Origin of the sequence: Microbacterium sp. NPDC089696, from assembly GCF_044749125.1 — a bacterium.
GTDB lineage: Bacteria > Actinomycetota > Actinomycetes > Actinomycetales > Microbacteriaceae > Microbacterium.
Genome location: NZ_JBIVHF010000002.1, coordinates 934,315 through 949,151 on the forward strand (window position 1 = coordinate 934,315; position 14,837 = coordinate 949,151).

10 protein-coding genes are annotated in these 14,837 nt (G+C 66.9%); 2 read left to right on the forward strand and 8 right to left on the reverse strand.

What is annotated here, in order from left to right; genetic code table 11:
- Position 1: 1 nt before the first annotated feature.
- The 8 genes from ACIPY8_RS14890 to ACIPY8_RS14925 all read right to left on the reverse strand — a co-directional run bounded on the left by ACIPY8_RS14890 (position 2) and on the right by ACIPY8_RS14925 (position 11,656).
- Positions 2–826, reverse strand: a complete 825-nt coding sequence (locus tag ACIPY8_RS14890; RefSeq protein ID WP_400819675.1) for an ATP-binding cassette domain-containing protein — start codon at positions 824–826, stop codon at positions 2–4.
- A complete protein-coding gene (locus ACIPY8_RS14895) occupies positions 823–2,601 on the reverse strand; it encodes an ATP-binding cassette domain-containing protein (protein ID WP_400819678.1) in 1,779 nt (592 codons plus the stop codon). The genes ACIPY8_RS14890 and ACIPY8_RS14895 overlap by 4 nt, the downstream gene beginning before the upstream one ends.
- Before the next feature lie 41 nt (positions 2,602–2,642).
- The gene (locus ACIPY8_RS14900) at positions 2,643–3,584 is read right to left on the reverse strand and encodes an ABC transporter permease (protein WP_400819681.1); all 942 of its coding nucleotides are present in this window, start codon (positions 3,582–3,584) and stop codon (positions 2,643–2,645) included.
- A 49-nt stretch (positions 3,585–3,633) separates the two neighbouring features.
- Positions 3,634–5,190: an ABC transporter substrate-binding protein gene (locus tag ACIPY8_RS14905; protein WP_400819684.1), complete on the reverse strand. Its 1,557-nt coding sequence runs from the start codon at positions 5,188–5,190 to the stop codon at positions 3,634–3,636.
- 130 nt (positions 5,191–5,320) lie between these two features.
- Positions 5,321–6,640, reverse strand: coding sequence for a mannitol dehydrogenase family protein (locus ACIPY8_RS14910; protein ID WP_400819687.1), 1,320 nt, complete (start codon positions 6,638–6,640; stop codon positions 5,321–5,323).
- Positions 6,637–8,073 carry a glucuronate isomerase gene (uxaC, locus tag ACIPY8_RS14915; RefSeq protein ID WP_400819689.1) on the reverse strand — a complete coding sequence of 479 codons (1,437 nt, stop codon included), beginning with the start codon at positions 8,071–8,073 and terminating at the stop codon, positions 6,637–6,639. Before uxaC ends, ACIPY8_RS14910 begins: the two co-directional genes overlap by 4 nt.
- A complete protein-coding gene (gene uidA, locus ACIPY8_RS14920) occupies positions 8,070–9,866 on the reverse strand; it encodes a beta-glucuronidase (RefSeq protein ID WP_400819691.1) in 1,797 nt (598 codons plus the stop codon). Before uidA ends, uxaC begins: the two co-directional genes overlap by 4 nt.
- Positions 9,860–11,656 carry a family 43 glycosylhydrolase gene (locus ACIPY8_RS14925; RefSeq protein WP_400819694.1) on the reverse strand — a complete coding sequence of 599 codons (1,797 nt, stop codon included), beginning with the start codon at positions 11,654–11,656 and terminating at the stop codon, positions 9,860–9,862. Before ACIPY8_RS14925 ends, uidA begins: the two co-directional genes overlap by 7 nt.
- 191 nt (positions 11,657–11,847) lie before the next feature.
- Here ACIPY8_RS14925 and ACIPY8_RS14930 point away from each other — a divergent pair, with 191 nt between their 5' ends.
- Both ACIPY8_RS14930 and ACIPY8_RS14935 read left to right on the forward strand, forming a co-directional pair.
- Positions 11,848–13,455: a DUF5597 domain-containing protein gene (locus tag ACIPY8_RS14930; RefSeq protein ID WP_400819696.1), complete on the forward strand. Its 1,608-nt coding sequence runs from the start codon at positions 11,848–11,850 to the stop codon at positions 13,453–13,455.
- 53 nt (positions 13,456–13,508) lie between these two features.
- Positions 13,509–14,822: a glycoside hydrolase family 140 protein gene (locus ACIPY8_RS14935; RefSeq protein WP_400819698.1), complete on the forward strand. Its 1,314-nt coding sequence runs from the start codon at positions 13,509–13,511 to the stop codon at positions 14,820–14,822.
- The last annotated feature ends 15 nt before the right edge of the window (positions 14,823–14,837 follow it).

The following is a 14,837-nucleotide window of genomic DNA, read 5'->3' on the forward strand; positions in this document are numbered from 1 at the left end:
GTCACGATGCCTCGAGCACTCGACGACGCTCCTCACGCCGCTCACGCTGTCGGACCGGGTCGGCAACCGGCGCCGCGAGGAGCAGGCGCTGGGTGTACGGATGGTCGGGCGTCGAGGTCACATGCTCCGCCGACCCCGTCTCGACGAGCTCTCCGCGATACAGCACAGCCACACGATGACTGATGTGACGGACGACGGAGAGGTCGTGCGACACGAACAGATACGCGACGCCGGTCTGCCGCTGGATCTCGACGAACAGGTCGAGCACACGCGCCTGGGTCGACAGATCGAGAGCCGACACCGGCTCGTCGCAGACGATGAGCCGCGGCTCCGGCGCGAGCGCCCTCGCGATCGCGACTCGTTGCCGCTGTCCACCGGAGAACTCCCGGGGGAGACGTTCGATCGCATCGGCGGGGAGACCGACCTGGTCGAGCAGGCTCTTGACGCGCACTCGAGCGTCCTTCGCCGTCGCCCCCTGGATCACGAGCGGTTCGGCAAGGATGTCACCGATCGTCATCGACGGATTGAGCGATGTATACGGATCCTGGAAAACGACCTGGATATCGCGGGAGAGCCTGCGTCGTTCCCGTGTCGATGCTCCGGTGATCGACGAGCCGTCGAACCGGATGTCGCCGCCGGACGGAGGCACCAGCCCCAGCACCGCGCGGCCGATGGTCGTCTTGCCCGATCCCGATTCTCCGACCAGACCGAGGGTCTCCCCCGGGGCGACGTCGAGCGAGACGCCGTGGAGCACCTCGACGGGAGCCGCTCGCCACCCTCGCCCCGGGAAGGCGACTCTGAGCTGATCGATCTCGAGAAGGCTCATCGGATGATCCCCTCTCCCGCGATGACGACGGGCGGATCAGTACGGACGGTGCTCTCGTCGAGGATCGCTCCGAGCAGCATGCGCGTGTACTCGTGCTCAGGGTTCTCGAACACCTCACGTGCGGTACCCGACTCCACGATCACGCCCTGCTGCATCACTGCGATCCGATCGCACAGGTCGGCGACGACACCGAAGTTGTGGGTGACGAGCAGGATGGCCATGTCGAGCTCCGACTGCAGGTCGCGCAACAGGTCGAGGATCTCCGCCTGCACGGTCACGTCGAGCGCCGTCGTCGGCTCGTCGGCGATGAGCAGCTTCGGACGACTCGCCACGGCTCCGGCGATGAGCACGCGCTGGGCCATGCCTCCGGAGATCTGGTGCGGATACGAGTCGAAGGTGCGCTGCGGGTCTGCGATGCCGACGCGTTCGAGCAACGCCAGTACACGGGTCGCCGCCTCCGCGCGCGTGATGCCGAGCGCCGACCGCACGCCCTCGACGAGCTGGGTGCCGACGCGATAGGACGGGTCGAGGTTCGACATCGGCTCCTGCGGGATGTACGCGATCTCCTTGCCGCGCAACGGCCGCATCTGCGCATCGGTGAGGCCGATGAGTTCGCGTCCCTCGAAGCGGATCGATCCGCGGGCGACCACGGCCTCATTCGGCAGAACGCCGAGGGACGCGAACGCGGTCTGCGACTTGCCTGAGCCGGACTCTCCCACGAGCCCCACGACCTGCCCACGGGCGATGGACAGATCCACGCCGCGGACGACCTCGTTGAGACCGCCCTGCGGGCGAGGGTAGGCGATCGCCAGGTCGGTGATCTGCAGCAGTGCAGCGGCCGCGCCGTCGGACTCGCCGGCGGCGTCGAGCGTCCGCTGGCCGCGACCGACCTTGGACGGCTTGGGCTTGGACCCCTCCAGGATGTCGCGCAGGGCGTTGCCGAGCAGCACGAGCGACGCCGTGATGACACCGAGCATGAGGCTCGGCCACAGGAACTGGGTCGGAGCGATGTAGAGGTTCCTGAACCCGGAGGAGATCATCGCTCCGAAGCTCGGGATCTGGATCGATCCGACACCGAGGAATGCAAGTCCCGACTGCACGGCGATCGCCGAGCCTGCGAGGAACGCCGCCGCGATGATGATCGGACCGCGCACGACGAACAGCACATGTCGACCGAGGATGCGGATGTTGCCGAGACCGGACACGCGGGCGGCGTCCACGTACAGCTCGTTCTTCACACCGAGCACGAGGTTGCGGACGATGCGGTAGATCCCGGGCGAGAGCAGCACACCGAAGATGAGCATCGTGAACCGGTAGTCGCCTCCGGTGACCGGCATCAGGATGATGAGCAGCAAGATGCCGGGGAACGTCATGATGAGGTTGAACAGCCACTCGGTGGTCGCCCTGGTGACTGAACCGAAGTACCCGCCGATGAGCCCGGCGGTGACGCCGACCACGAGGGCGACGCCCGCACCGATGAGTGCGGAGATACCAGCGGTGTTGATCGAGTGCAGCATCCGAGTCCAGATGTCGCGTCCCGCTTCATCGGCACCGAGCGGATATCCGGGCGTCCCGACTGCGGCGTTGACCATCGACAGGTCTGCCTCATTGGGCCCATGGCTGGTGAGCAGCGGAGTGAGGATGCCGAGCAGGAAGATCAGCGCGAGCAGCGCGAGCGTGCCGATGGCCTGCGGGTCGCGCAGGATCCGACGCCATGTCGATGTGCGCGTCTTCGCGGTGTTCTCGAGCGTGACGAGCAGCTCCGTGCTGGGCATCGTGACGTTCTGCGTACGTGGTGCGGTGGGGCGTTCGTCGCTCAATGGACTCTCGCTTTCGGGTTCAGCCAACCGTTTGCGAGGTCGGTGAGGAGGTTGACGACCGTCACGAGCAGCACACCGAACGCGGCGACGCCCATGATCACGGGGATGTCTCCCTGGAGGGAGGCGTTGAAGGCGAAGCTGCCGTATCCGGGGAGTGCGAACACGTTCTCGATGATGAGCGCGCCGCCGAACATCTGGATGAACTCCAGCGACATGACCGTGAGCGCCGGGCTGGCTGCGTTGCGGAGGGCGTGCTTGATGACGATCGACGTGTTCGACGCGCCGCGGGTGCGGAGCGTGCGGATGTAGTCGCGTCGCAACTCATCGATCATGCGCCCGCGCACCTGGGCCGCCATGTTGGCGACGCCGCCGATCGTGAGCACGATGACCGGGATCGTGATGCTGCGGACCCAGGCGCCGGGATCTTCGGACAGCGGGGTGAACCCGGTTGCCGGAAGCCATTTCAGCTGCACGGCGAAGATGACGACGAGGCCGATGGCGAGGAGCAGTCCTGGGACGATGTAGCCGATCAGCGAGATGCCCTGCGCGATCCGGTCGACGACCCCTCCGCGGGAGGCCGCCCAGACACCGAGGAGCACAGAGATGACGACGGTGAGGATCAGCGCCGGGACGATGATCGACAGCGTGACGGTCAGCCGCTGCAACACGCTCGGTCCGACTGGGAGCGACGTGTAGACCGAGACGCCGAGATTCCCCTGCAACAGGTTGACCAGCCATTCGAAGTACTGGACGACGACAGGACGGTCCCACCCCTTCTCGGAGATGAGCGCCGCGGTGACCTCCGGCGTCGCAGCAGGGCCGAGGATCGTCCGGGCGACGTCCTCGAACGAGGTGCTGAGCAGGAGGAACGTGATGAAGGTGACGAGGACGGCGAGGACGATTCCGGCCCCGAGGCGTCGGGCGATGTACGCGAGCATGAGCGGCTCCAGGGAGCCCGGGGGCGCGGGTGCGCCCCCGGGACTCGGATTAGTCGGTGACGGCGAACTGACGGATGGTCGAAAGCGTGTTCGCCTTGCCGACGTACTCGATGCCATCGCCCGTGGCCCAGGTCGTCCCGATGTAGGCGACAGGGGCGACGAACGCCTGGTCGACGACGTACTCGTTCAGTTCCGTGTAGGCCGGCAGCGCCTCGTCGAAGTCGACGGTCGAGTTGATCACGCCGAAGAGCTCGTCCAGCGTCGCGTCGGTGTATGCGCGCGGGTTCGATGTTCCCTCGATACCGAAGATCGTGGCGAGGTCGGCGGTGTCGGAGTTGAAGCCGACGATCTGGTAGTAGAGGCCATACTCCCCCGAGCGCGCGGCGCTCTGCGCCTGCTGCGGAGGCACCGTCACCCATTCGAGAGTGAGACCGATGTCGGCGAACGACTGGGTAAGCACCGGCTCGATCGTGGTCGTGAGGAACGTGCTGGGGATCTGGAAGGTCTCACCGGCGAAGCCGGCCTCCTCGACGAGCTCCTTGCCCTTCTCAGGGTCGTACTCGTACGTGCTGCTGAGCGCCTCGTCGTAGATCTGTCCATACGGGCTGACGACCTGCTCAGTCGCGATTCCGACGCCTGAGAAGAGCGCCGTGAGGACGGTCTCCCGGTCGATCGACATGTTGATCGCCTGCCGCACCCGCTCGTCGCCGAGTGCGGGCCACTGCTCGCCCGCGCGGTCGAGGATGTTCAGATACCCCAGCGCCGTCGCATCGTTGACCGTGACGTTCCAGTCGTCCTGGTTCAGCTGGCCGACCATCTGCGACTGCACGGTCGCAGCATTGAGTTCGCCGGACTGCAGCGCGTTGAAGCTCGCCGTCGGGTCCTGGATGACCTTGACGGTGAGGGTCTTGAACGGCACGTTCTCGGCATCCCAGTAATCGTCACGCTTGACGAGCACGTAGCTGCTGCCTGGGACGGTCTTGTCCACGTCGAGCGTGAACGGTCCGGAGCCGATCGGATCTGTGGCCGTGCGGGCCTCGTCCATCGTGGCCGGGTCGCCGATCGCACCGACGCCCGACGAGAGGTTGTCGAGGAACTGCGGGTCGAACGAGGAGAACGTCACCTTCACGGTCGTGTCGTCCTCGGCCACGACGTCGGCGACGAGCGCGAGCCGGCTCTGCACATTGCCCGGTGTGTCCCGTGAGCGCAGCAGGGTCGCCGCGACGGCTGCCGCATCGACAGGGTCGCCCGAGCTGAAGGTCATGCCCTCCCTGAGCTTCAGGGTCAGCTCGGTGCCGTCCTCGTTGTACTCCCAGGACTCGGCGGCCCCTGGGATGATCTCGGCCGTCTCAGGGTCCTTGCGCAGCAGGGTGTCGAGGATCGACGACCACACGAACATCTGCTGGCCGTCGACGAGCTGTGCCGGGTCGAGGGAGTTGGGCGCGCTCACTGCGGCGAGTGAGAGGTCCTTCTCGACCACTGGACCGTCGGACGTCGCAGGTTCAGGGGTGCTCGAGGAGCAGCCGCTCACGACGAGAGCCGCTGCGAGCAGCGCAGCGGGAACGGCCGCGCGACGCGCGACGCGGGAGTTACGAGTGGTCCACATTCTTCATGCTCCTTTGGATGAATCGGGTGATGCGCAACCGCTTGGCATCGTGAGAGCACGAAGTGCGGTACGGGTGGCTCGATGTCAGTAAAGCAGGAAATCAACTTTCTGACAACCGATTGCCAACATGTTATCGAAGCGTAAGCGTTGAGAACGAGGCGAAGGCTTCATGCACTGCTTCGACGAACTCGTCGTCATCCGCGAGCTCCGCGCTCAACACGCGCAACCGGCTGTCGATGTCTCCTTCGCTCCCGGTGTCTCCCGCCCCCTGTTCGAGTGCCAGCCAGGCCGCGACGGCGGTCGCGCATCCTCGCGCTGAGCGCCCCGCACGTCGCTCTCGAAGAGCCACAGGGACGATGCGTACGCGCATCTTCGTCGACGCGTCGAGAGCGATCTGCGAGAGCAGATGCACGATGCGAGGATTCGCGAAGCGTTCGAGCAGGGCGGCCCGGTAGCCGGCGAGGTCCATGCGATCCGGCAGGTGCTGACATGCCTCGTCCCAGTACGCCTCCACCGCGCGTCTGCACTCGTCATCCGCGATCGCTTCAGCCACCTCTCGATGACCGCGCAGTTGGCCGAGTGACGCCAACAGGGTGTGCGCACCGTTGAGCAGCCAGAGCTTGCGCGCCTCCCATGGCTCGAGGTCGTCCACGACGCGCGCTCCAGCGCTCTCCCAGTCCGGACGCCCAGCCGGGAAGACCCCTTCGAGCACCCAGTCGGCGAACGGTTCCGTCACAACCGGCGCACGATCGCCGAGGCGGGAGCGCAGCGCCGATGCCTCCTCGGCGTCGACACGAGGGGTGATCCGATCCACCGAGCTCGACACGAAGGAGACGTTCGCCATGATCCAGGCAGAGAGGCCGGCGACGGGCGCAGCGAGCTCCATCACTGCTCGGCGAAGCACCCCGCCGTTGTCTGGAAGGTTGTCGCACGAGACGACGGCGATCGGCGGAGCAGCTGCACGTCGACGCGCCTCCAGCCCCAGCACGAGCCGCCCCAACGCGCTCACCGGGCGCTGGGCGCCGAGGTCGCCGTCCGGCGAGAGACCGGCGAGGGCGTCGCGGTCCACGCTCATGTCCGGATCGGCGTAGGCCGCCTCGGTGATCGTGAGCGTCACGATCGCCGTCTCAGGGGCTGCCAGATCGACCAGGAACGGCCCCAGTGCAGAACCGGGGTGCGCGCGCACGATGCTGTCGATCCGCTCATCGGAATCCCCCTGCGGAGAGCGGACCACGAGGGTGTACAGACAATCCTGTGCGGTGAGTGCGTCAGCCAGCGCAGCACTGCGTCCGCTGTGGGCTGCGATGCCCCACTCGGCCGCGTCACTCGAACGCGCCGTGTACCACGCTTGATGGGACCGATGGAACGCCCCCAGCCCGAGGTGCACGATGCGCACGGGCGGTGCCGACGAGGTGCGCCCGCCGAGCAGTGCGTTCGAGTCGATGTTCACAGTTTGAACACCCTTCTGGGTTGGGGACCGACGATGTCCTCGATGATGTTCCCGGCAGCGCCCTCGGTCACGCGTCCTTCTGCGACCAACCGCGCGAGGAAGCCGGCATCTGCGCGACGCGCGGTGTCGTGCCGTGCCGGGATCGACAGGAACGCCCTCGTGTCGTCGATGAACCCCGAACCACGGGAGAAGCCGGCCGTCTCGGTGACCGCGGAACGGAAGCGAGCCATCGCGTCCGGCGCGTCGAGGAACCACCATGGAGCGCCGATGTAGACACTCGGATAGAAACCGGCGAGCGGGGCGAGTTCGCGCGAGTAGACCGTCTCATCCACGGCGAACAGCACCAGGTGGAAGTCACGCTCCAGGCCGAAGCGCTCGAGGAGCGGGCGCAGACCACGGACGAAGTCCGTCTGCCGCGGGATGTCGTGTCCGCTGTCAGGGCCGAAGCTGCGGAAGGTGGACGAGCTGTGGTTGCGCACGACTCCTGCGTGCACCGTCATCACGAGTCCGTCGTCGACACTCATCCGCGCCATCTGCAGCAGCATGTGGCCACGGAACACCCTGCGTTGAGCGGCATCGGCTGCCCCCGACATCACCGCATGGAAGAGCCGATCGGCCTCATCAGGGTCGACGTCGAACGTCTCCGGATCCTCGATCCCGTGGTCGGCTGACACTGCGCCCGCACGGATGAAGTGCTCACGCCGATTCTCGAGCGCAGCGAGGTACCCGGAGAAGGTCGCGGCCTCTCCCGTTGCGCCGAGCAGGCGATCGATCCCCGCTGTGAATCCCTCTGCGTCAGGGTCGAGGTAACGATCCGGACGGAACGTCGGGATCACTCGTCCACCGAATCCGCTCTCGGCGATACGGCGATGCGTGTCGAGGTGGTCGAGAGGATCATCCGTCGTGGCGAGCACTTCGATGCCGAAGCGCTCGAACAGTGCCCGCGGTCGGAACTCCGGGCGCCGTAGCTTCTCCGCGATCAGATCGAACACGGCGTCACCGCTGTCCGGACCGAGGTCGACCTCGATGCCGAGCACCCCGCTGAGTTCCTCGGCGATCCAGTACCCGGATGCTGTCCCGGCGAACAGGTGCCAATGATCTGCGAAGGTCCGCCATGCAGCCCTGGGGTCCGTCGGCGCACCTCCGACACCGAGTGCCCCGAGGTCAGCCCCTGATGCATGCAACAACCGGGTCACGTAGTGATCGTGGGAGACCAGCAGCGATGTCGCGTCCTCGAACGGGGTGTCGTCGGCGATCCACTCCGCAGGGACGTGCCCGTGCGGCGAGATGATCGGCGCACCTGCCACGCGCTCGTAGAGGGCGCGTGCGATCGATCGCGTACGCGGATCGGCCGGCAACAGCCGATCCGGATCACGATGACCCGCCGCATCGACGACTGCCTGCGACGACTGGGGGACGGTGACGGATGTCATCGGTCGGTTCCTCCCTGCAGTGAGATCCACCGCTGGCGTAGTGCGGCGACGACCGCCTTGGGTCGACGGTCTCGCGTGAAGACGCCCTTCTTGTTGCCGTCCACGCGCTGCGTGATCGACATCGCCTGGAAGTCGGCGAACGCCCAGACATGCTCGCCGACGACCGAGTCGATCCGGTCGAACACGCGCTGGTACATCGTGATCAGCGCCGCCTGGTACTCCTCGCTCCAGGGCTGATCGACCACCGTGTGCAGCCCAGCGACCGCGTCCGCGCCGAACTCCGACATGAGGATGGGCTTGTCGAACGTCCGCTCCCATGCACGCAGCTCGGCCTCCAGGTGCTGTTCCGCCGCAGCGAGATCGTTCGTGTCCTGATACCAGCCGTAGTAGCGGTTGATGCTGAGCACATCGAAGAGGTCGGCGATCACGTCGGTATCCGGCTGCGCCAGGATCATGTTCGCGTAGGCGAGCGGGCGGGTCGGGTCCAGTTCCCTCGCCAGCTCGACAAGCGGCTCGAAGTAGGCTCTCGCCCCGGGATCACGGGAGTCCGGCTCATTCGCGAGCGACCACATCACGACGCTCGGGTGATTGCGATCACGCCCGATGAGCTCGCGCAGGTGCTGCGCGTGCGCCTCGCGCGTCGCGTCGCCGAAGGCCCCGTCAGGGCCGAAGGTCGTGATCTCCCTCGCGCCGAGGTGTCCAGCCGCGATCGCGAGGTTGAGGCCGACGGCCGCGGTCTCGCCGATCACCACGATCCCCTGCCGATCCGCATAGTCCAGCACCTCCTCGGCGTAGGGGTAGTGCGAGGTGCGGAACGAGTTCGCCCCCATCCAGCGCATCAGGGCGAAGTCGTGCACGAGGTAGGCGTCATCGTGACCCTTGCCGCGCACGGGAGAATCCTCGTGCTTGCCGAATCCGGTGAAGTAGAACGGCGCTCCGTTGATGAGGATCCGGTTGCCTCGCACCTCGACCGTCCGAACGCCGACGGGAAGCGGGTACGAATCGATCGTCCGCCCGTCCCGGTGCAGCTCGGCGACGAGTTCATAGAGGTACGCCGCACCCGGCTGCCAGAGGTGCACATCCGCGATCCGGAGCTCGCCGTCGAAGCCCGAAGCCTCGGCGACGAGAGCGCCGTCGCGATCGAAGGCCCGGACGCGCGCCTCCAGACCATCACGCTCTCCGACGCTCTCGAGCTCGTACTCGATGCGCCCGGTACTCCCGTCGACCGACGTCACGACGGTGAGGTCTTCGATCCGCGCGGCCGGAACCGAGACGAGCCATACCGATCGAGGCAGCCCGCCGTAGTTGAAGAAATCGTGCATGTAACGCTGGCGCGGCCGTCCGGACTCGTCGGTGTCGACGATGCCAGGCGGGATCGTCGTCGGCGTCAGCCTGTTGTCGACAGCGATGCTGAGCCGGAAGGTCTCGCCGGGCCGGGCGTGCTCCGTGATGTCAGCCTCGAACGGCGTATAGCCGCCGACGTGCGAAGCGACGAGGGTGTCATCGACGTACACCGTGCCGGCGTGGGTCGCTGCCCCCACCCGCACCATCACCCGGTCGTCCAGCCAGCCGCGCGGCGCACGCACCTCGCGCTGGTACCAGACGACGCCGACGTGTTCGCGCACGGTGGCATCTGGGAAGAGGTCGTCATAGCTCGACGGGACAGGGGCCTCACGGTCGGTCATGAGCGGGCCAGTCCACGGCTCGACACCGAGCACGGTGTCGAGGTCGAATCGCCACAGGCCGTCGAGTCGCAGCGCCTCGCGCGTCGCGGTCGTGCGTGGACTCAGCATTCCGCGGCCTCGCCGACGCCGCTCGGGACAGGGACGACCGTGCCACCCGTCACGCCGGCCTCGTTGTAGGCGTCGACCGCGAACCAGTAGTCGGTTCCGGCGTTGAGGGCACGGAGATCCAGTTCGGTCCCACGGATGATCTGCCAGCTGTGGTAGAGCTTGCCCGGCGCCGAGCCGTATCGGACCGTGTATCCGGTCGCTCCTTCGACCGGGGACCAGCGGATCATCGCCGAGAGATCGCCCGTTCTCGTCGCGGAGGCGACGGGCACGGTCGGCAGCGGGACGTCCGCATGGCCGAACACGCGTAGCCCCGAGATCGCCAGGGGGGCACCGAACGGCATCCGGCCCCCGGTCACCCGGACGAGACGTGCATCAGCGGCGGGCTCCAGGACGGCGAGCGCGTGCGGCCGGTCGTCGTCGCCTCCGAACGTGTCGAGCACGACATGCCACCGTTCGCCGTCGACGGAGGTCTCGATCCGCACCTCTGGCGCCTGCTGCGCAGGATGAATGGCGCGCCAGCTGTGCCCGAAGTCCTTTCCACCGTCTGCAAGAGACGCCACGGCGGCGAGATCGTGATCCGCGAGGTTGAGCTGCACGGCGGCGACGCTCATCTGGCGACCGAGGTCGATCGTGAGCGTCTCCCCCGGGTCGGAGGAATCCGCGACCCACCAGGTTCTGATGTCCTCGTCGACCGCGAGCTCCGCTCCGTGTCCCTTGGCGGCGCTGGATGCAGTCGCCGACGCCCCATGGCTGAGCAGCATCCACGGCGGCGGCGCCCACGGATCGGCCGGCCCGGGCGGCACCTGCATGGGGTAGTCGCCGAACACCTGGTTGCAGAACAGCACGCCGTCCTCGTCGAAGCCGGCGGGGAAGAGACCGACTCGGCGCTCGAACACGTCATTGACCGAGATACGCATCGTCGCCGCGTGCCACCAGTTGCCGTACTCGTCCTGAAAGGTGCTTCCGTGCCCGGCACCGGTGATGAAGCCGCCCGGCTTGGACGAGAAGGGACTGTGCGGTGAGTACTCGAACGGGCCGAGCGGAGAGGATCCGACCATGTACCCGTCGGCGTAAGTGTTCGATTCCGTGGCCGGGGCAGAGTACTGCAGCACGTATCGGCCGTCATGACGATCCATCCAGGCACCCTCGATGAACGGCGCATCGCTCTTGAACTGCGCGGCGAGCTTCTCCTCGGGGGTGCGCGGCTCTTCCCGGCGGTGGTTCTCCCCCACCTGCTCCCATCCGCGAGCAGCGGTGTCGGAAGAGATCAGGGCCACGGGGTCACCGATCGGCTCCATCGTGCTGCGGTCGACCTCGACGCCCTGGATGGGCGTGCGGTTGTCGCACCCCCAGTAGAGGTAGACGCGGCCGTCATCGTCCTGGAACAGGTTGGGGTCCCAGAAGGGGAAGCCGGCGGAGACTTCGACGAAATCGTTTGCGAGTGGATCCTCGCTGCGCAAGATCGGCGAATCCGTCTTGCGCGATGCAGAGACGTACAGTGCACCGTCGATCTCGCGCACGTCGGGAGCGTAGTCCAGGGCAGGGAGCCGGTCGGTCGGCACGAAGGTCCAGTCGACGAGGTCTTCCGAGTGCCAGAAGCCGGCCGACATCGACGCGAACAGCAGGTAACGACCCCGGTAGCGCACGATGGACGGGTCCGCTGCCTCGCGGTGGACGCTCCGTCGCGGCTCGCTGATCTTGACTCCGCCGACGACGCCGCTGAACCGCACGTCCTGGAATCGATAGGCGAGGTCGAGCGGGTTGCAGGAGTAGCGGGACGGCATCGTCATCGAGGCACCTTCCAAGTCGGGGATTCGCTCCATTGAAGCGGATCGAGCGAAGAAAGGCAATCGCTTGCCAAAATGACCTGACGGGTATCTCATGATGCCGTGATGCCTAATGGCATTCGATTGCCTTCTCGTGCCAAGATGGGCACCACCACCGCCGTCCACCCCGACGCACTCATCGAGGAGCAAGCGCTATGACGACCGACAAGACCGACGCACCCCTCACGACACCGAGCCACGATGCAGGGTTTCCGCACCTGCGCCGCACCGGCGGGGCCACGCAGCTCGTCGTCGATGGACGTCCGTACCTGGCCCTCGGCGGCGAGCTGCACAACTCCAGCACATCGAGCCCGGAGTACATGGCCCCGGTCTGGGACCGCCTCGGCGCGGCGGGCATCCGCACCCTCATCAGTGTGGCGAGTTGGCAGCTCGTCGAACCAGAGGAGGGCGTGTTCGACTTCACCGCGGTCGATGATCAGATCGCGCAGGCGCGTGCCCGCGGCATCCGCCTCGTGCTCCTCTGGTTCGGTGCGTACAAGAACGCCGATTCCGCCTACGCACCCCGCTGGGTGCGCAGCGACGAGGACCGGTTCCCGCGGGCGGAGCGCGACCCGGAGCAGATGCTCTCCGGTCGCTTCGCTCTCGACGGCCCGATCCTCAGCGTCTTCAGCGAAGAGCTCACCGTCGCGGATGCGCGCGCGTTCGCCGCGCTGATGGCCCACATCGCAGAGATCGACCGCGATCATACGGTGATCATGGTCCAGGTGGAGAACGAGGTCGGTCTGCTCGGCGACAGCCGCGACCGCTCAGCGCTGGCCGACGCCGCCTGGGAACAGGACGTCCCCGCAGCACTCCTCGACGGGCTTGTTCGGCGCGGGGCGTCGCTGCACCCGTGGATCCGCGACGTGTGGAGCGCTGCCGGTTCACGCACCTCGGGTACCTGGAGCGAGGTGTTCGGGACCGACCGCGAGGCGGAGGAGATCTTCATGGCCTGGGCGTTCAGCTCCTACGTCGAGCGGGTCGCCTCTGCGGGCACGGCCGCGCATCCGATCCCCCACTATGCGAACGCGTGGCTCGGTCCGCAGCCGGGCGCCGAGACGCCCGGCCAGTACCCGAGCGGCGGTCCGGTCTCGCGGATGCTCGACATCTGGCGCATCGGCGCGCCGACGCTCGGCCTGCTCGCCCCCGACATCTACGTGCAGGACTTCACGGGAACGATCGACGGCTACGCGAGCGAAGACAACCCCATCTTCATCCCCGAGGCCATCCCGATCGCCGGCAACGCGTTTATCGCAGTCGGTGCCTACAAGGCGATCGGGTTCAACCCCTTCGGCATCGAGGACCTCGCGGTGGATCACGAGATCTTCCGCTGCTACCGGGTGCTCGAGGAGATGCGCGACCTCATCACCGACGCCCAGGTGCGCGATCGCATCCACGGGTTCAGCATCGCGACCGGCGAGGTGCACCAGGCCAGGATCGGCGACTACGACGTGACGCTCAACGGCGCCCGCGACACATATGGTCTGTTCGGCACCGGAACAGGGGCCGCCGCCGACACACTGAGCGGGTACGGGCTGATCCTGCAGACGGACGACGATGAGTTCGTGGTCGCCGCACGCCACGCCTCGCTGTCGTTCTCCCGCACCGACGCGCGGGTGGAGCTCGACGAGCTGCAGGAGGGCACCTACACCGACGGCGTCTGGAGTCCGCGTCGCACGCTCAACGGGGACGAGCGCTACTTCGCCTTCCAGAGCGACGATCTGCGAGTCGTGCGCGTCCGCCTGCTCCGACGCGCCCTCTGACCCTGGCGATGTCTCCTCGTCCGCCCGTCGCCGGCACAGCTCATCCGCTCGCGGTGAGCGACGATCGCAGATACCTGATGCGGTCGGACGGTGCGCCATTCTTCTATCTCGGCGACACCGCCTGGGAGCTGTTGCACCGGTGCACGCTCACCGAGATCGAGCACTACCTCCGAGACAGGGCGTCGAAGGGGTTCACCGTCGTGCAGACCGTAATCCTCGCAGAGATCGACGGTCTGCGGACTCCGAACGCGCAGGGCCACCTGCCGCTCCACGACGAGGATCCGACGCGTCCGAACGAGGACTACTTCCGCCTCCTGGACGCGACGTTCGATCTCGCCGAGTCCCTCGACCTCACGATCGGTCTGCTGCCGACGTGGGGTGACAAGTGGAACCAGAAGTGGGGCACGGGGCCCGAGGTCTTCACCCCGGATTCGGCGCGCATCTTCGGCGAGTACGTCGGTCGGCGCTATGCGGAGCGCGACGTGATCTGGATCCTCGGAGGGGATCGACCCACAGAGTCCGCGATGCACGAAGAGATCATCCGGTCGATGGCAGCCGGGGTACGAGCGGGCGATGGCGGCCGGAATCTTATGACCGCCCATGTGTGGGGTCAGCATTCCACGACCGAGTATTTCGGCGATGAGACCTGGCTCGACTTCCATACCGTCCAGAGCGGGCATGAACGCAACTTCGAGAACTGGCGGATGATCCGCGCCGACCTCGCCCGCGAACCCGGCACGCCGTGCATCGACCTCGAGCCCGCCTACGAAGAGGCGCCGAATGCGATCGGTGACATCGCGGGAGGGTTCATCGACGAATACGAGGTGCGCAAGGGTCTTTACTGGTCGCTGTTCGCCGGTGCCGCTGGCCACACCTACGGCTGCTGGCCCGTCTGGCAGATGTGGGACAGCGGACGGGATCCGCGGATGTGGGTGCGCCGATCCTGGCGTGAGGCACTGCAGGCACCGGGCGCAGGACAGATGCGCCATGCGAAGGACCTGCTGCTGTCACGCCCGTACTTCGACCGCATCCCCGATCAGTCGCTGGTCACCGACGGCGACGGACCCGGCGCCTACCATGTCGCCGCCACACGCGACCGTGAGGGGACAGTTCTCATGGCGTACATCCCGGCCGGGCAGAGCATCGAAGTGGATCTCTCCGTATTGGCAGGTCCGCGCTTCCGCTCGTGGTGGTTCGATCCGCGAACCGGCTCTGCGCAGAGGGACACGGCGGGCGACGTGACACCGCGGCGCCGCTTCTCCCCTCCCGCAGGTGGGCCAGATTGGGTTCTGGTGATCGACTCGGCGGACGTCCCGCGCGAGGCACCCGGCCGATCGTACCCGTACGTGGCCGTGCGAGAGGACTGACGCTCACACGTCCAC

What these genes read in the sequence shown, in the direction of transcription:
- ACIPY8_RS14930 (WP_400819696.1), top strand. Translation starts at nt 11,848, where the DNA reads ATGACGACCGACAAGACCGACGCACCCCTCACGACACCGAGCCACGAT.
- ACIPY8_RS14905 (WP_400819684.1), bottom strand. Translation starts at nt 5,190, where the DNA reads ATGTGGACCACTCGTAACTCCCGCGTCGCGCGTCGCGCGGCCGTTCCC.
- uidA (WP_400819691.1), bottom strand. Translation starts at nt 9,866, where the DNA reads ATGCTGAGTCCACGCACGACCGCGACGCGCGAGGCGCTGCGACTCGAC.
- ACIPY8_RS14925 (WP_400819694.1), bottom strand. Translation starts at nt 11,656, where the DNA reads ATGACGATGCCGTCCCGCTACTCCTGCAACCCGCTCGACCTCGCCTAT.
- ACIPY8_RS14890 (WP_400819675.1), bottom strand. Translation starts at nt 826, where the DNA reads ATGAGCCTTCTCGAGATCGATCAGCTCAGAGTCGCCTTCCCGGGGCGA.
- uxaC (WP_400819689.1), bottom strand. Translation starts at nt 8,073, where the DNA reads ATGACATCCGTCACCGTCCCCCAGTCGTCGCAGGCAGTCGTCGATGCG.
- ACIPY8_RS14895 (WP_400819678.1), bottom strand. Translation starts at nt 2,601, where the DNA reads ATGCCCAGCACGGAGCTGCTCGTCACGCTCGAGAACACCGCGAAGACG.
- ACIPY8_RS14900 (WP_400819681.1), bottom strand. Translation starts at nt 3,584, where the DNA reads ATGCTCGCGTACATCGCCCGACGCCTCGGGGCCGGAATCGTCCTCGCC.